The organism is Pseudoselenomonas ruminantium (assembly GCF_900113715.1).
GTDB lineage: Bacteria > Bacillota > Negativicutes > Selenomonadales > Selenomonadaceae > Selenomonas_A > Selenomonas_A caprae.
The window spans coordinates 1-17194 of the sequence record NZ_FOQK01000017.1 but is presented as its reverse complement, the minus strand read 5'-3'; the positions used below and the strand labels follow the sequence as shown (position 1 = coordinate 17194).

At 55.5% G+C, this 17194-nt stretch carries 19 protein-coding genes, 3 tRNA genes, 2 rRNA genes and 1 riboswitch; all 24 genes read right to left on the bottom strand.

The window, feature by feature from the left end; translation table 11 throughout:
* Positions 1-7 precede the first annotated feature (7 nt).
* Positions 8-1576 carry a DEAD/DEAH box helicase gene (locus BM181_RS09650; protein WP_075444525.1) on the bottom strand — a complete coding sequence of 523 codons (1569 nt, stop codon included), beginning with the start codon at positions 1574-1576 and terminating at the stop codon, positions 8-10.
* 8 nt (positions 1577-1584) lie between these two features.
* A complete protein-coding gene (locus tag BM181_RS09645; RefSeq protein ID WP_075444431.1) occupies positions 1585-2067 on the bottom strand; it encodes a CinA family protein in 483 nt (160 codons plus the stop codon).
* Positions 2068-2078: 11 nt separating this feature from the next.
* On the bottom strand, positions 2079-3410 hold the full coding sequence (gene rimO, locus BM181_RS09640; protein ID WP_075444429.1) for a 30S ribosomal protein S12 methylthiotransferase RimO: 1332 nt from the start codon (positions 3408-3410) through the stop codon (positions 2079-2081).
* 131 nt (positions 3411-3541) lie between these two features.
* The gene (locus tag BM181_RS09635; RefSeq protein WP_075444427.1) at positions 3542-4585 is read right to left on the bottom strand and encodes an ABC transporter substrate-binding protein; all 1044 of its coding nucleotides are present in this window, start codon (positions 4583-4585) and stop codon (positions 3542-3544) included.
* A 105-nt stretch (positions 4586-4690) separates the two neighbouring features.
* Positions 4691-5641 (bottom strand): chemotaxis protein, encoded by a 951-nt coding sequence (locus BM181_RS09630; protein ID WP_075444425.1) that lies wholly within the window; start codon positions 5639-5641, stop codon positions 4691-4693.
* Positions 5642-5760: 119 nt separating this feature from the next.
* On the bottom strand, positions 5761-6633 hold the full coding sequence (locus BM181_RS09625; protein WP_075444423.1) for a CvfB family protein: 873 nt from the start codon (positions 6631-6633) through the stop codon (positions 5761-5763).
* Positions 6634-6645: 12 nt separating this feature from the next.
* Positions 6646-6987, bottom strand: coding sequence for a ribosome silencing factor (gene rsfS, locus BM181_RS09620; RefSeq protein WP_371263029.1), 342 nt, complete (start codon positions 6985-6987; stop codon positions 6646-6648).
* A 5-nt stretch (positions 6988-6992) separates the two neighbouring features.
* The gene (locus BM181_RS09615; protein WP_143092158.1) at positions 6993-8024 is read right to left on the bottom strand and encodes an LCP family protein; all 1032 of its coding nucleotides are present in this window, start codon (positions 8022-8024) and stop codon (positions 6993-6995) included.
* Between the two features lie 22 nt (positions 8025-8046).
* Positions 8047-8643: a bis(5'-nucleosyl)-tetraphosphatase (symmetrical) YqeK gene (gene yqeK / locus BM181_RS09610; RefSeq protein ID WP_371263028.1), complete on the bottom strand. Its 597-nt coding sequence runs from the start codon at positions 8641-8643 to the stop codon at positions 8047-8049.
* Complete coding sequence (nadD, locus tag BM181_RS09605; protein ID WP_075444417.1) at positions 8640-9257, bottom strand: nicotinate-nucleotide adenylyltransferase; 618 nt, start codon at positions 9255-9257, stop codon at positions 8640-8642. The genes yqeK and nadD overlap by 4 nt, the downstream gene beginning before the upstream one ends.
* Complete coding sequence (locus BM181_RS15315; protein WP_177207194.1) at positions 9254-9421, bottom strand: hypothetical protein; 168 nt, start codon at positions 9419-9421, stop codon at positions 9254-9256. The genes nadD and BM181_RS15315 overlap by 4 nt, the downstream gene beginning before the upstream one ends.
* Positions 9418-10674 carry a glutamate-5-semialdehyde dehydrogenase gene (locus tag BM181_RS09600; protein ID WP_075444414.1) on the bottom strand — a complete coding sequence of 419 codons (1257 nt, stop codon included), beginning with the start codon at positions 10672-10674 and terminating at the stop codon, positions 9418-9420. The genes BM181_RS15315 and BM181_RS09600 overlap by 4 nt, the downstream gene beginning before the upstream one ends.
* A 20-nt stretch (positions 10675-10694) precedes the next feature.
* Entirely contained in the window at positions 10695-11822 is a 1128-nt protein-coding gene (gene proB / locus BM181_RS09595; protein WP_075444411.1) for a glutamate 5-kinase, read from the bottom strand.
* Positions 11823-11837: 15 nt separating this feature from the next.
* A complete protein-coding gene (gene yhbY / locus BM181_RS09590) occupies positions 11838-12140 on the bottom strand; it encodes a ribosome assembly RNA-binding protein YhbY (RefSeq protein ID WP_075444408.1) in 303 nt (100 codons plus the stop codon).
* Between the two features lie 23 nt (positions 12141-12163).
* Positions 12164-13444, bottom strand: coding sequence for a GTPase ObgE (obgE, locus tag BM181_RS09585; RefSeq protein ID WP_075444405.1), 1281 nt, complete (start codon positions 13442-13444; stop codon positions 12164-12166).
* Between the two features lie 183 nt (positions 13445-13627).
* Positions 13628-13921 (bottom strand): 50S ribosomal protein L27, encoded by a 294-nt coding sequence (gene rpmA, locus BM181_RS09580; protein ID WP_075429921.1) that lies wholly within the window; start codon positions 13919-13921, stop codon positions 13628-13630.
* 14 nt (positions 13922-13935) lie between these two features.
* Complete coding sequence (locus BM181_RS09575; RefSeq protein ID WP_075444402.1) at positions 13936-14247, bottom strand: ribosomal-processing cysteine protease Prp; 312 nt, start codon at positions 14245-14247, stop codon at positions 13936-13938.
* 3 nt (positions 14248-14250) lie between these two features.
* Positions 14251-14562, bottom strand: a complete 312-nt coding sequence (gene rplU, locus BM181_RS09570; protein WP_074515810.1) for a 50S ribosomal protein L21 — start codon at positions 14560-14562, stop codon at positions 14251-14253.
* Positions 14563-14803: 241 nt separating this feature from the next.
* Positions 14804-16138, bottom strand: coding sequence for an NCS2 family permease (locus BM181_RS09565; protein ID WP_075444399.1), 1335 nt, complete (start codon positions 16136-16138; stop codon positions 14804-14806).
* Positions 16138-16241: riboswitch (purine riboswitch) on the bottom strand. It overlaps the preceding gene by 1 nt.
* 114 nt (positions 16242-16355) lie before the next feature.
* Positions 16356-16446, bottom strand: a tRNA-Ser gene (locus tag BM181_RS09560).
* A 7-nt stretch (positions 16447-16453) separates the two neighbouring features.
* Positions 16454-16529, bottom strand: a tRNA-Trp gene (locus tag BM181_RS09555).
* An 11-nt stretch (positions 16530-16540) separates the two neighbouring features.
* Positions 16541-16616 (bottom strand) — tRNA-His (locus BM181_RS09550).
* A gap of 6 nt (positions 16617-16622) precedes the next feature.
* A 5S ribosomal RNA gene (gene rrf / locus BM181_RS09545) occupies positions 16623-16739 on the bottom strand.
* Positions 16740-16927: 188 nt separating this feature from the next.
* Positions 16928-17194, bottom strand: a 23S ribosomal RNA gene (locus BM181_RS09540); the annotation flags it as partial.

The following is a 17194-nucleotide window of genomic DNA, read 5'->3' as shown; positions in this document are numbered from 1 at the left end:
CCGAGCTTCAGCGCTTGCGTGCTGGCTCTACATTAACCTTATAACCCTTGACCGTATTGCGGTGCATGATATTCATGACACGCTCCGCCACATCCTCTGGTACTTCCACAAAGGTGAACCGGTCATAGATATTGATGACGCCGATCGTATCGCCCGGGATATCTGCCTCACCGGCAATCGCCCGGACAATGTCGGACGGACGTATCTTTTGATTGCGGCCGATGTTGAGGAACAGGCGCACCATGCCCGGTGCACCGCCCGTATCCCCGAAGCTGTCGGCTGCACTCTTCGGCTCCTCTTGGTAGCCTTCAAGGGAGAGCTTGAGAGCTGCAGCAGCGATATCGACAAGATCGAAGCCCTCCGCAACCACATCCGAAATGATGGTATGGTAATCGTCGTAATGATTCTGCTGCAGAGTCTTGATCAGCCGCTCCTGGACGAGGTCCTTCTGCCGCTCGAGGATATCCGAAGCCGTCGGCAGCTCGCGACGCTGGATCTTCGTATGTGCCAGCTTCATGATGAGACGCAGCTGGCGATACTCCTTCGGCTCGATGAACGTCATCGCTACACCCGTACGGCCCGCACGGCCCGTGCGGCCGATGCGGTGGACATAGGACTCATGGTCCTGCGGGATATCGTAGTTGATGACATGCGTGATATCATCGATATCGATACCGCGCGCCGCTACATCGGTCGCAATCAGCACATCGATGCGCCCCTCACGGAACTTCTTCATCACACGGTCGCGCTGGATCTGCGACAGATCGCCATGCAGGCCGCCCGCCGAATAGCCACGCGCATCGAGGGACGCAGAAAGGTCATCGACAGCACGCTTCGTCCGGCAGAAAATGATGAGCTTGCCAGTCTCTTCGACATCGAGCACACGGCAAAGGCCTTCGAATTTCTGGCGCGTCTCATAGTAGACCTGATCGATGAGCGGCACAGTCAGATTCTCCCGCGTGATCGTCACGCGCTGTGGATGATCCATATAGCGCAGCGAGAGCTTTTCGATGGGCGCTGGCATCGTGGCCGAGAACAGCAAGGTCTGGCGCTCAGCCGGTATCATCTCCAGGATGCTTTCAATATCGTCGATGAAGCCCATATCGAGCATCTCATCAGCCTCATCAAGCACCAGCGTCTGTACATGCTCGAGCTTGATCGTCCCGCGATGCAGATGATCGAGCAGACGTCCCGGCGTGCCGACGATGATCTGCACCCCACGTCCCAGTGCCCGGATCTGGCGCTCAATCGACTGGCCGCCGTAGACCGGCAGCGTACGCACGCGCTTGAACTTGCCGATTTTGTTGAGTTCCTCGGCTGTCTGGATAGCCAGTTCACGGGTCGGCGTCAGCACCAGCGCCTGGATATGGCGCGACTTCTCGGCAGTCTTTTCCACCGTCGGGATGCCAAAGGCTGCTGTCTTGCCCGTACCGGTCTGTGCCTGGCCGATGACATCATGGCCCTCCAGGGCCAACGGAATCGTCTGCGCCTGGATAGGCGACGGCTCCTCAAAGCCCATCTCTGTCACGGCCTGCAGGATCTTGCGGCTCAAATCGATCTCGCCAAATTTTTTCATTTCGTGTTTCAAAAAGTTCCTCCTGATAGATAATCGTGTATCATCTGCAGAGCTGTCTCTGCACTTTTCTGTTTGATTTCCTTGCGGTCGCCACGGAAGTGGTGCTCGCGGATCGTTGTGCCCCGTGCGCCAGCCACAGCGATGTACACCAGCCCCACCGGCTGGCCATTGCTGCCACCGCCAGGACCAGCCAGCCCCGTGATGCCTACACCGATGTCGGTACCGATGCGCTGGCGGATGCCCTGCGCCATCTCGCCGGCAGTTTCGGCTGACACCTCCGTATAGGCAGCAATCGTCTCCGGCTGCACGCCAGCCAGCTGCTCCTTGACCTTATTCGTATAGCAGACCACAGAGCCCATGACATAGGCCGAGCTTCCCGGGATATCGGTCAGCCGGCTCGTCAGCAGCCCCCCGGTGCACGACTCAGCACAAGCGATAGTCTTCTGCTGGCTGGCCAGCAGATCTCCTACAACCTCTTCCATGCTCTTCATGATCCGCCTCGTCAGTCTGCCAGCTTCTCGCCGACTACATCATACGTGAAGCCCTGCAGGACCCTGACCTTGATGATGTCGCCCGGCTTGCTGTCCGTATCGTTCTCGACATAGACCTGTCCATCGACCTCCGGTGCCTCGCGGTACGAGCGGCCCACGCAGATATTCGGCTGCTCCTCATCACGGCCCTCGACCAGCACCTCCAGCTCCTTGCCTTCAAAGGACTGATTGACCTCCTCCGAAATCTTGCTCTGCAGGCTCATAAGATCATGATAGCGCTCCTGCATGACTTCCTCAGAAACCTGGTTGGGCATGTCATAGGCGGCCGTATCTTCCTCACGCGAATACGTGAATACGCCGACACGATCGAGCCGCTGTTCCTCCAGGAACTTGCGCAGCGTCTGATACTGCGCATCGGTCTCGCCAGGGAAGCCGACAATGAACGTCGAACGGATCGTGACCCCCGGAATCCGCGCACGCAGCTTATCCAGAAGTGCCACCATATCCTCACGGGTATCGGGGCGGTGCATCGAACGCAGCACATCGTTATCCGCATGCTGCAACGGCAGGTCTACATATTTGCAGACCTTGGGCTCATTGGCATAGACATCGATGAGTTCGTCGGTGAAGAACTTCGGATAGCAGTAGAGCGTACGCACCCATTTGAGTTTCGGCACCTTGCAGATATTCCGCAGAAGCTCAGCCAGCACCGGCTTGCCATAGATGTCCTTGCCGTAGAGCGTGCTGTCCTGCGCGATCAGCACGACCTCACGCACGCCCTTTTCGGTCAGGCGCTCGATTTCCGCACAGATATCCTCCATGCGGCGGCTGCGGAAACGGCCGCGGATCTGCGGGATGGCGCAGAACGCGCAACGGTTGTCGCAGCCCTCGGCAATCTTGACATACGCCGTGTAATCCGGCGTCGTCGTGATGCGCGGCGTCTTCTCATCATAGAGCGTATCATCCTCACCAGCAATGACGACACGATGGCCCTTGAGCGTCTCCTCGACGGCCTCCATGATACGGCCCCAGGCGCCGGTGCCAAGGATGGCATCGGCCTCTGGCAGCTCATCCAGCAGCTCCTGCTTGTAGCGCTGCCCCAGGCAGCCAGCAACGATCAGGCTGCGACAGCGCCCCGTCTCCTTGTAGTCCGCCATGTTGAGGACAGTCGTGATGGACTCCTCCTTGGCGGACTGGATAAAAGCACACGTATTGACGATGAGGATGTCGGCCTCTGCCGGCTCCGGCGTTATCTCGATGCCATGCGCTGTAAGCTCACCAAGCATGACCTCCGTATCGACAAGATTCTTGGAACAGCCAAGACTGATAAAACCTGCTTTCACTTTAAACCTCCTATATGAATCGGAAAACTCTCCTGCCATGCTGCACAAAGCAAATGGTTACAAGAAGATACAGAGGATACAACCTGCAACAGCAGGCGGTATCCTCTGTCCCCTCATATCACAAATCCCTGTTATTTGAAGCGGACTTCTTTGACCCACCGGTCAAGAAAATCATGCTTCTGCTGTGCCGTGTAACTGGCTGGCTGATTGAACAGCACCAGATTCTTGCCAGCAAACATCTTGTAAGCCAGCGTTCCCGGATTAGTCGGCACGAAATAGAAGCTCCGCTCCTGCAATGCCAGCTGCGCATCATCCCCCAGCAGCCAGTCCGCGAACTCCTTGGCGGCCCGCTGGGCCTTCGGCTCAGCCCGGTACGCCATACCGGTTCCCGTCACGATTGCTGCCGTGCCATCGGCTGGATATACGACCTGCAGCGGATAGCCGTCCTGCATGTAGCGGATCGTCTCACTCTCCACGGCCACGGCAATATCCACTTCGCCCATCCCCGCCTGGCGGACCGGGGTGGACAGATACCGTGCATATTGCACGACCTTGGGATGAAGCTGCCGCCAGATGTCATAGGCAGCTGCATCGCCGAACTGCGCGATCATGCTGATGAGCAGGTTCGCGGAGGCGTCAGCCGCCAAAAAATCCGTAACGCCGATGCGCACCTTCTTCTGCTTGGCCAGATCCTGCCAAGTATCGGGGATATGCGCCTGCGTCTTCAGATAATCCTTGTTGACACAGAAGACGATCGGATCGTACCAAACGCCTACCCAGTAGCCGTTTTCCTCACGAAAATCTTCCTGGACCTGATCGCCAGCCTCGGACAGATACGGTACCAGATAGCCAGCAGCCGCAGCCTTCGCCAGTGTCTCGCGGTCAGCCAGCACCATGGCGGCCTCGCCATCCTTGCCGCTGTACGCCTGCTCCTGCAAACGGTTCAAGAGCTTCTCAGCTGGCAGCGGCACAAAGTTCACACGCACACCATGCTGCTTCTCATACGCCGCCGTCAGGATGGTCACATGCTCAGCTGGCAGCGTCGTATAGACAGTGATCTCCTGTCTTGGCCGCTGCTGCTCATCATGGCCAGCTCCGGCCAGATACGCAGACCCTGCTACCACGACTAAGAGGAGCAGGAACGACGTCAACAGAAGAGATGTATACCTTCTCATGGATGATACCTCTCCCACTTAATACTAATCAGTACCATTCTATCATAAGAAAAGGACCGCCGCAACTCAGCGGCAGTCCCACAGAATCTCTTGTTTCCAGCTGGCTTATGCATCCGGATGGTCTTTATGGAGCGGCGTCCCGAAGATGAGGTTATCGAGCAGACCGATAAGCTGGTTGATCTCCGGCTTCGCAATCTGTCCCGATGCACCGAGCTGCTCGCCCTTGAGACGCATCTCGTCACTGATCAGCGACGAGAAGAGTACGAGCGGCACACTCTGCAGACGCTCGTCTTCACGGACCAGCTTCAGCAGTCGATGTCCATCCATCTTCGGCATCTCGACATCGGATACGATGACGCCGACATGATCCTCGATCTTGCCCTCACGTTCAGCCAGGCCCCGCAGATAATCCCAGGCATCCTGGCCATTGCCGAAGTCGCGGACAAAGCGATACCCCGACTCATGCAGCGTCGTGACCAGAAGGTCGCGCAACATCGGCGAATCCTCTGCCACAACAACATGCACATTGGAGCGCTTGACCTTTACGTCCTCAGTTGCCTCTTCATAGGTGGTCAGCTTCGCATTGATTTCCGGATTGATCTCCGCAATGATCGTCTCAAAGTCAAGCAAGAGCACGATGCGGTCCTTCATCTTGACGATGCCGACTACTCGCGACTGGTCACCGACCTCCGGCGCCGGCTCCATATCCTTCCAGGAAATACGATGGATACGCGAAACATTCTCAACCAAGAAGCCGATATTGTAATTATTGATTTCCGTTACAATGATGTTCTTCGGCTCCGTCCCCGTCTGCACATTCAGGCAGCGCGGCAGGTTGACCAACGGAATCGCCTTGCCACGCAGCGTGAACAGTCCATCGATATACGGATGCGCCTGCGGCATAGTCGTCACCGGCGTGCGCGTGATGACTTCGCGAACCTTCGCTACATTGATACCATAATTCACATGGCCAATGCTGAACTCAACAATCTCAAACTCATTCGTGCCTGTCTCAAGCAGGATCCCTTTTTTATCTCCACTCGTTTCTGCTGCCATTCAATTCGCCCCCATACTCGGATTCGTATTATCCCATTTTATATTTCATCTATGATGTTTCTATTCGCCTTAAAGCAACAAATTCCTTCTGCTTTCCTGAAAAAAGTCCACCGGCACCATCATTTTTCTTTCAGATAGGTCCAGCCATCTTTCTCCACGACACGGCCCTCGCGCAAGAGATGTCCCAAGGCCCGCTTGAATGCTGCCTTTGAGATCTGGAACTTGTCACGGATGACCTCCGGCGACGATTCATCGCTGTACGGCATCTTGCCATTGCGGCTCGCCAAGAGCTCCAGGATGCGCTGCGAGTCCGTAAGCAAGGCCTTTTCCTTAACCTCACGCAGGGAGGCATTGAGCCGCCCATCCGGACGTACATACGTCACCCGCGCCGTCACGACTTCGCCGACACGCGGCCGCGTCTTCATCTCTTTGTTGTCGATGAACACGATATAGCGTTCGTTGCTGAACAAGAAGGCTCCGCTATCGGTGTAGTTGTATATGGCACCAGTGACCGCATCGCCTACGCGGACATTCGTCGCCGGCTGCGAGGCGCGGCGCATCTCATCCTCGACTTCCATCGTGACCGCCAGACGGCCGGATTTGTCGGTGTAGAGCTTCGCCCATACCACCTCACCGACCTGGGGCCGCCCGCGCATGCCTGCATACGGCATGAAGATGCCGCGCTCGGCACCAACGTCCAGGAAAGCTCCGTCCCGGCTCGTATTGATGACCTTGAGGCGGGCGATCTGTCCTTCTTTCATGCGCGGTACACGCATGCTTGCCGTCAGCCGGCGCTTCGGGTCAAGGTACAGGAATACCGTGACTTCGTCGCCAACGGCCACCGGCCCGGTCTGCTGTGTCTTATGCAGCAGGATATCGTCCGACGTGTTGCCGGTTTCCGCATCTAGGAAGGCCCCCATCTCACCGATACGTGCTACCTTGAGTGTCGCGACCGTACTCGGCCCGTATTTTCTCTTTTTTCTCTCTTCCATCTCCGACCTCAATCAGTCTTCGTACGGGGTCAGCTCTGCATCGCCCCAGAGACGCTCCAACGCATAGTACTCGCGGGCCTCCTGCATGAAGATATGCGCGACTACATCACCATAGTCCAGCAGCACCCATTCACCTTCGCGATAACCTTCTTTGTGGTTGAAGGCGATGCCTGCCTCATCCATAGCCTCTTCGATATTATCTGCGATTGCCCGGACCTGCGTAGCCGTATTCGCCGAGCAGATCACGAAGTAATCCGTCGAGGACATGAGCCCCTGCATATCCATCACTACGATATCGCGTGCCTTCTTGTCACTGGCCGCCTTGCAGATGGCCTCCGTCATTCCCTGTATCATCAATTTTATTCCTCCTCTGGTTTATTCCATGTATCGGCAGGAAAGAGTTCCTGCATGCGTTTTTGGATTCCGGCTTCATCCGGCACCCAAATCGATTCATCCTCCTGGGCCACGGACCCCGGCAGCATGACACTCACTGGCGTATCGCTGCTCATGCTGCGCAGGACGTTGGCCAGATGCGCAGAATCAAAGATTTCTGCGCTCGTATCGACGCGCTGCTTGAAGATATCTGCCACAGCCGGTAATTTCGGCACCGTCTCAAACTGCAGCAGCTTCTGGTAAAGAGCCTTCACAAAACGCTGCTGGCGCTGCACGCGGCCGACATCGCCGAGTTCCGAGCTGCGGAACCGGATATACTGCTGGGCCTGCTGGCCATTCAGATGCTGATAGCCCTGTTTGAGCTGGATCGACAGATCCGCCTCGGGGTCCTCGTACTGCATATCCCCCTCGACATAGATATCGATGCCGCCCAGCGCATCGATGAGATCCGCAAAGGCCGCCATGTCCAAGGCCACATACTGATGGATGGATATGCCCAGGAGCGAACTGACCTGGCGTACCATCATCGGCGCCCCGCCCAGTGCATAGACGCTCTTGAGCTTCGTCGCCGAACCTCCCTCCGGCAGGTTCACCCAGGTGTCCCGCGGGATATTGATGAACCGCACTTTGCCCGTCTCATTCTCGAGGCTGACCACCAGGATCGTATCGGCACGCTTCTCCGTGCCTGCCGTCTCATCAGCACCTTCGTCCAGCCCCATGACCAGGATGTTCGTGTAGCCATCAAACTTGGGGTCGATGGTGCCGCGCCTTGCCTGCTGGCGTTCCGTGTAGCCATTGTACATGGCCTGATATTCGTGATAGATATTGCTGCCCCAGGAGACCAGTGTATACCCAAGGAACAGCACACCAGCTATCACAGCCCCCAAGAATATCAGCAGGAAAAAAAGCCTGGCCAATGCCCGGCGGCGGCGTCTTGCCCGCAGCTGCCGTTTCCGCATGATATTCTCGCGGGTGATATTCTGCTGTTCATTTCCCATTGGCGCACCTTCTTTATTGCTCTTATGGTTCATTTCTGCCGTTCTTCTTCAATAGCAGCTCGTTGCGCGCCAGCACGGTATCGGGATGGATCAGATGGCCCTTCGCTACAACGAAACGGATCGACTGGCTCAAGCCTTCAAGGACCATATCATCGAGGCTGGCTGTCTTTGCCAGCCGGCGCAGTTCCTCGACACCTGGATAATCGCGCCCCGGCTCGACCATATCTGCAAACCAGATGATCTTGTCGAGATCCGTCATGCCAGTGCCACCGACGGTGTGACGCCAGATGGCTTGCTCTACCATGGCATCATCCACGTGATAGATCTCCCGCACACGCCTTGCACCGATATACGCATGCAGCAGGAGGGGCATCGCCCGCTCCACTTCGCCGATTGCTATCCCGCGGCGCTGCGCCTCCGCCAGCATTTCCTCATTGCGGTACTCACGCGCACAGTCATGCAGCAAGCCGGCCACGCGTGCCCGCTTCTCATCGGCACCAAAGCGGTGCGCCAGAAAAACCGCCGTCTCGGCTACCCCAAGGCAATGACGGAAACGGCTGTCCTTCAGCCGGCTCGCCAGTTCAGCTTCCATGGCCTCATAGCTCATGCCAAAACTCATGAATACAACCCTTCTTTTTTGATATACGCTTCCACAGCAGGCGGCACCAGATACTTGATGCTCTTGCCTGCCCTCACGCGTGCCCTGACCACCGTGGAAGAGATTTCCAGTTCTGGTACGGCCAGGAAGTGGATCTTCTCACGGGCCAAGGCTCCGAACTGCCGGACCAAAGCGTCCTCGTCGACAGGAGCCCCTGGTCTGGTGGTCCCCACGAAATGGCATTCGCGCAGCAATTCCTCGATATGATACCAGGTGTGCAGCTCATTGATGGTATCCGAGCCCGTGATGAAATAGAGTTCCGCGGCCTCGCCATACCTTTGCTGCACTTCCCGTACCGTCAGGAGCGAATACGATGGCCCCGTCCGTTCCAGCTCCTGCTTGGATACATGGAAGAACGGATTGGACGAGGTCGCCAGCTGGGTCATCATCAGGCGATGATAGGCTGGCTCCACCTTGCGCCCCTGCTTGTGCGGCGGATTGGCCGCAGGGATGAACAGCACGAGATCCAGGCTGAATTCTTCACGTACAGCCTCAGCGATTGCCAGATGGGCAATATGTATCGGATCGAAGGTACCGCCCATGATGCCGATCCGCAGTTGTCTTGTTTCCGTCATGGCAGCAATGCGCCTCCTTCCCAACTGGCCAGCAAGGCCAATCCTGCCAGCATCGTCAGCAGGATGATGAGGATCGCCCGTCCATAGTCCTTGGCATCATGACGCCCCTTGGGCGTCGCCAGATACTGGCGGATGGTCCGGCCATAACCAGTCAGCCAGTTCATCCGCGAACCTGCCCCTCACCATAGATCAGATACTTCGTACTCGTAAGCTCCATGAGCCCCATGGGCCCACGTGCATGCAGCTTCTGCGTGCTGATGCCGATTTCAGCGCCAAAGCCGAATTCAAAGCCATCGGTGAAACGCGTCGATGCGTTGACATACACTGCAGCGGCATCCACTTCACGCTGGAAGCGGTGCGCATTGCGGATATCTGTCGTAACGATAGCCTCCGAATGGCCGGTATTATAACGATTGATATGACTGATGGCTGCCTGGATATCCTCCACTACCTTGACGGACAAGATGAGGTCGCCGTATTCCGCCGACCAGTCTTCCTCCGTTGCCGGAATCATCGCCGGACAGATGGCACAGGCCTGTTCACAGCCACGAAGCTCGACGTGTTTTTCCGCCATAGCCGCCGCAAGCCGCGGCAGGAAGTCCGCCGCAATGGCCTTATGCACCAGCAGCGTCTCCATGGCGTTGCAGACCGATGGATGCGACGTCTTGGCATTGACCGCAATGTCAACGGCCATAGCCTGGTCCGCCGATGCATCCACAAAGGTATGGCAGACGCCGGTTCCCGTTTCGATGACCGGCACCGAGCTGTTCGCGACGATATGCTTGATAAGACCAGCACCGCCGCGTGGAATGATGACATCGAGCAGCCCGGAAAGATGCGTCATGACATCCACAGCCGCACGGTCCGTGAACTCGACAAACTGCAAAGCTCCCTCAGGGATGCCATTCTCATAAGCGGCTTTTGCCAGCAGAGAACTGATGGCCGTATTGGACCGGATAGCCTCGGAGCCGCCGCGCAGGATGACAGCATTGCCCGATTTGAGGCAGAGACCAGCCGCATCGGCCGTCACATTCGGCCGTGCTTCATAGATGATGCCGATGACGCCCAGCGGCACCCGGATCCGGCGGATTTCCAAGCCATTAGGACGCGTCGCCGAATAATCGCCCTGACTGATGGGATCCGGCAGCTGTGCCGTCTGGCGCAGCCCTTCGGCCATCTGGCTGATACGGCTTTCATTGAGCATGAGCCGGTCAAGATAGGAGCGCTTGAGTCCTTTCTGCCGGGCTTCCTCCAGATCCTGTTCATTCGCTGCCAGAATCACGGAGCTGCGCTTCTCCAATGCCTCAGCCATGGCCAGCAGCGCCTTGTTCTTGACACCAGTCGGCAAAACGCTGAGCTTGCGGCTTGCCGCACGGGCAGCCTCGGCCTTCTTCTTCATCTCTGCTTCGAAATCCATCCAAATTCCTCCTCAGGTAATCAGACCATCAGAACCATATTGTCGCGATGAATGACCTCCTCCGGCCCCTCACCACCGATCAGACGCGAGAACTCCTCGGTCTTATGGCCCAGCAGTTTCTGCAAAGTCTCGGCATTATAATTCACGATACCGCGAGCGATCTCCTGCTGCCGCAGGTTGAGCACGCGCACCGTATTGCCCTCATGAAAGTCGCCATCACAAGCCACAACACCTGCGGCCAACAGGCTTGACCCCTTCTCGCGCATTGCCGCCGCACAGCCGTCATCGACGACCAGCTCGCCGGCCAGCCGCTTGCCAAAAGCCAGCCAGCTCTTGCGGACCCGCAGATGCGACTCGCGTGCGGGAAACACTGTCCCCACCGTTTTGCCAGCCAGGACATCACGGATGATGCCATCGCGGGCTCCCGAGGCAATGACCATCGTCACGCCAGCACTCATTGCCACCTGCGCCGCCTGGATTTTCGTCATCATGCCGCCAGTACCAAGCTTCGAGCCTGCCCCGCCAGCGATCTTCTCGATTTCCGGCGTGATCTCAGGGATCTCAGAGATCAGCTCTGCCTCCGGATGCGTGGACGGATTCGCCGTATAGAGCCCTTCGATATCCGATAAGATAATGAGCGCATCGGCATCTACCAGGGTTGCCACCATGGCGGAAAGATTGTCATTGTCGCCTATCTTTATTTCGTCGACAGCGACGGCATCATTCTCATTGATGACCGGTATCGCCCCCATGGCCAGCTGTGCCAGCAGGGAATCGCGGGAATGGATGTACTGGTTATGACGGACCGAATTTTCTTTGGTCAGCAGGACCTGCCCCATGATCTGCCCATACTCGGCAAAGAATTTTTCATAGATATGCATGAGCACACCTTGGCCAATAGCCGCGATGGCCTGCTTCTCCGGAATGGAGTCCGGCTTCTTCGCTAATCCCAGTTTCCCGAGGCCGGCAGCAATCGCCCCCGACGACACGAGTACCATTTCCTTGCCTTGGTTCCGGAGATCCGCGAGTTCGCGGATCAGATGATCGATGCGGTGAAGATCGAGCTTGCCAGTCTCATGGGCCAGCGTGCTCGTCCCTACCTTGACGACAATGCGCTTGGCATCGCGCAGCCGCTCTCTTGCGTTCATAGGATCGCCCCCGTTTTACGGCAGTTCGATTTTCGGCTTGTCAAAATTACGTTTATACAACAGACCATTGCGGCCAATGATCTGCACAAGATTCACATCCGCACGCTCTGCCAGCATCGTGATTGCGTCTTCCGGCTCCTCCATGCAGTTCTGCAGGACGCGGACCTTGATAAGTTCACGCTTCTTGATGGCTTCACGAGCAGCCTCAACCACAGTCGGCGTGACGCCTTCCTTGCCCATCATGACAACGGGTTCGAGTTTCTGGCCCAGCGAGCGCAAAAAACTCTTCTGCTTGCCAGTCAATGAATTTCTAAGCAATCTATTTCCTCCTATATAATGATTTATTCGCGGAATTCAAATTCCATCGAACCGATATGCACCGTATCGCCCTCTTTGATGCCCTTAGCCTTGAGTTTTGCGTCGATGCCCTTGATGCGCCAGATATACTGGAAGCGGCGCACTGCCTCATCGTTGAGGAAGTTCGTCATCGCCACGAGTTTCTCCAAGGATTTGCCCGAGACGACAAAGTCACCGCTGATATCGCGCGAGATCGTGACCTTCTCGGGATCCTCCTCATTCTCATCATAGACCTTGACTTCCTCTTCCGTTTCCGGCTCCTCCACATAATTGTCAAGCCACTCGCCGACGTAGCTGATGAGGTCGCTGACCCCCTGGCGCGTCGCTGCCGAAATCTCGAAGAACTTCAGCCCTTCCTGCTCGGCCAGCTTCTTGAGGCGCGGCAGGTTCTCCTGAGCCTCAGGAATATCGATCTTGTTGGCAACGAGGATCTGCGTACGGCGAGCGATCTTCTCGCTGTACTTCTTGAGCTCGGTGTTGATTTTGTAATAATCATCCACCGGATCGCGTCCTTCCAGCCCCGAAGCATCGACGATATGTAAGATTAGCTTCGTGCGCTCGACGTGGCGCAGGAAATCATGCCCCAGGCCCACACCGTCAGCAGCGCCTTCGATTAGTCCCGGAATATCTGCCATGACAAAACTCTTCTCATAATCCGTCTTGACGACGCCGAGGACCGGTGTGATCGTCGTGAAATGATACTCCGCAATCTCTGGACGTGCTGCCGAGCAGCTGGCCACCAGACTCGACTTGCCGACGCTCGGGTAGCCGACCAGACCGACATCCGCCAGCAGCTTGAGCTCAAGGATCAGGTTGCGGGCCTCTCCTGGCTCACCGAACTCAGCAAAAGTCGGCGTGCGGTTGGCGGAATTGGCAAACTTCGCATTGCCGCGGCCACCACGGCCTCCCTTGCAGACAACTGCCTGCTGGCCGATTTCCGTAAGATCAGCCAATACCTGTCCGGTTGCCTCGTCCTTGACGATCGTCCCTGGCGGCACGTTGACATAGCAGGCCGGCGCATTAGCACCATACTGGTTCTTGATATCACCGTTCTCACCGTTCTTCGCCGCAAATTTCCGATGGAAGCGGAAATACAGCAGGGTATTCATATTGGGATCGACGACGAAGATGACATCGCCGCCACGGCCGCCGTCACCGCCAGAGGGGCCGCCCTTCGGCACAAATTTTTCACGCCGGAATGCCGATTTTCCGTGACCACCATCGCCTGCCTTGACGATGACGCGTGTACGATCGATAAACTGCATAGTATCCTCCTTAACCTTACCTTTTCTCTGCCCTGTGATGAATAAAAGTAAAAGCCGGCATTGTGTTCAATACCGGCTCTTACCTTTATGCACCACAACGCAACTTAACGCCGTTACTATATGTTCAATATAACAATACCTGCGCAGCTCAAAAAAGCGCGCAGGTACCGTATATATCATGGCTTACATAGCCTGTTCTTCAGCCGTGTAGACGCTAACCTGACGGTTGTAGCGGCCTTTACGCTCGAAAGCAACCTTACCGGCTACCTTCGCGAACAGCGTGTCATCCTTACCGATGCCGACGTTGTGGCCCGGATGGAAGTGCGTACCGCGCTGACGGACGAGGATGCTGCCAGCCGTTACGATCGTGCCAGCCTGCTCCTTGACGCCCAGGCGCTTGGACTCGCTATCGCGGCCGTTACGCGTGGAGCTGACACCCTTTTTGTGAGCGAACAGCTGCAAATCAAAAATGAACATTAGATTCACCTCCGTTACCTTGAGATACGGACAGCCTCCGGACTGAGCTTCTGAATCTCCATCAGTCCTAGAAGCATCGATTGCATAATAGCTTCTGTGAGATCATCGGGTGCGCTCTGGAGCCTCACTGTGAGCTTTCCACTCGCTATGTCGTAATCGACCTCGCGATGCAGGTACTCCATAATGCCCAAAAGAGCGGTCTGTGTCAGTGAGGAAACACCAGCACAGACAATATCCTGTCCCCGCTCCGCCGTGCCGCTATGGCCCGTGACCGAAAAACCGGATATCTTCCCATCTGCTTGCGAAAAGATGCGAATCTCAATCATCGATTAAGCTTCGATTTTCTCGATAACAACCTTCGTGAACGGCTGACGATGACCCTGACGTTTGCGATAGTTGGATTTAGCCTTGTATTTGAAAACAAGGATCTTCTTATCTTTGCCCTGAGCCTCGACTTTACCCGTTACTTTGGCACCTGCGACAACCGGCTTGCCGACCTTGACATCACCATCGTTGACAACCGTCAGGACTTCGTCAAAGACAACAGCCTCGCCTTCAGCTGCAGCCAGCTTCTCGACCGTGATAACATCACCCTCGGAAACCTTGTACTGCTTGCCACCAGTTTTGATAATAGCGTACATGAAAACACCTCCCTATAGATTACTCGCCAGCTGCGGTACAGCTGTTACACAGCTGATTTACGGAACCCCGCTGTGCGGTTGGGGATGGGCCTTATAGCCCAATCAAGACGCACGTCTTGCGTCTACAGTAGAAAAGTTTATCATAGCCCTTGCCCAATGTCAAGGAAAACTATCGCCAAAATAACAAGAGACATCCAGCCAAAAACTGTGATGTCTCTTGTTGTTATATAGTAGTTTCTCGTTACGAGCGCATGAACAGATTGATCAGGAACGCGATGCTGACGAGCCACATGATGGGGCTCACCTCACGAGCCTTGCCGCCAAGCGTCTTGATGAACGCAAAGCTGATAAAGCCGAAAGCAAAACCATTGGCAATGGATGACGTCAGCGGCATCATGATGATGGTCAGGAATGCCGGCAGTGCATCGGTGAAATCCTCGAAATTCACCTTGCCGACCTCGCTCATCATCAGGGCACCAACCAGGATCAGCGACGGTGCCGTCGCATATCCCGGAACCAGACCGATAAGCGGTGCAAACAGCAGCGAAACCAAGAACAGGATAGCCACCGTCACCGCCGTAAGCCCCGTCTTGCCACCAGCAGCAATACCAGCAGCACTCTCGATATAGGAAGTGACCGTCGACGTACCGAAGATCGAGCTGCAGATCGTGCCAACAGCATCTGTCGTCAGAGCACGGTCGATGTTCTCAATCTCACCATTTGGCTTGACCATCTTGGCCTTTGCCGTCAGACCGATCAGCGTACCCATATTATCGAACAACTCAACCACGGTGAACGTGAAGATGATGGATACGATACCATAGTTCCATGCACCAGCAATATCGAGCTTACCGAATGTCTCCCCCATATGCGGCAGCGACGTACTGATGACATCCGTGAACGAATGCGGCACCGGCGAATAGCCCAGGCACATCGAAAGCAACGTCGTCGCAACGATACCCAGCAGGATTGATCCCTGGACCTCGCGGGCCATCAATGCCCCGGTGAAGATCAAACCGAACAGGGCCAGCGCTGTCGTCGGCTGCGTGACATGTCCCAGCGTGATGAAAGTAGCCGGATCACTGATGATGAGCCCCGTCCCCTTGAGGCCGATGAACGCGATGAAAAGACCGATACCAACACCGATTGCTACGCGCAGATTCTGCGGAACCGCATTGATGATGGCCTGACGGATATGACTGATGGTCAGGATAAGGAACAATACACCCGAGAAGAAAACTGCGCCCAGAGCTACCGTCCAATGCAGATGCAGGACGCCACATACATAGTAAGCGAAGAACGCATTGAGTCCCATGCCCGGAGCCAAAGCTACCGGATAATTAGCGAACACGCCCATGACCATGGTCGAAAGTGCTGCAATCCATATCGTCGAAGCGATTGCGGCCTCTTTCGGTACCCCTGCATCGGCCAGGATGTTCGGATTGACAAACATGATGTACGCCAATGCGATGAACGTCGTGAAGCCGGCAAGAACCTCCGTCTTGACCGTCGTGTTTTTCTCCCGGAGCTTGAAAAAGCGCTCCAGGAAGGTCGGCTGACCCGTTTGTGCTTGCATAAAGAAATTAGCCTCCTCATAGACTTTGACAGTTTACGGCTGTCTGGTAGAAACACCCATTCCGTATCAATGGGCTTATACAAGAATTATGACGAAATACAGGATAGCAAAGAAAGGGACACTTGTCAATTTGAAAAATAAACCATAATTTTCAGATATTTTCTGGCAAGACATAACAAAAAAAGCCCTGACATCAGTCAGAGCTTATATTTGCAAGTGGCGGAGTGGAGAGGATTCGAACCTCCGCACCGGTTACCCAGCCTAACGATTTAGCAAACCGTCCTCTTCAGCCTCTTGAGTACCACTCCATATATATGGCAGGGGCAGTAAGAATCGAACTCACAACCTACGGTTTTGGAGACCGTTGCTCTACCAATTGAGCTATACCCCTAATAGTTAAAATGGGGCGACTTATGGGGATCGAACCCATGCATGCTGGAGCCACAATCCAGTGTGTTAACCGCTTCACCAAAGCCGCCATGAAAACCGGCAACTACCTATCCTCCCAGTCCGTCTCCAGACAAGTACTTTCGGCCTCTGTATGCTTAACTACTGTGTTCGGTATGGGAACAGGTGGAACCATACAGGCATCGTCACCGGATATTCAGTTGAATGAACCATGTCCACTCAAAACTATACAGAAGATAAAATGTAATTCAGACCATTTTAGGACTGGCTTGCTATGCTCGTTCAGTTTTATAGGAACGTAAAATTCACTTCGTGAATTTTGCATAAGCGATGCGTAAATGCTTGCGCGTCGCTCTGCTCCTTCAAGCATAACGCCCTGCTTAAGTTAAGCCCTCGACTTATTAGTATTGGTCCGCTGCATGCCTTACGGCACTTCCACTCCCAACCTATCTACCTTGTCTTCTTCAAGGAGTCTTACTAGATTAACTCTATGAGATACTTCATCTCGGGACAGGCTTCACGCTTAGATGCTTTCAGCGTTTATCCCTTCCGGACGCAGCTACCCAGCTATGCTTCTGGCGAAACAACTGGTACACCGGCGGTCCGTCCACTCCGGTCCTCTCGTACTAGGAGCAGCTTCCCTCATGT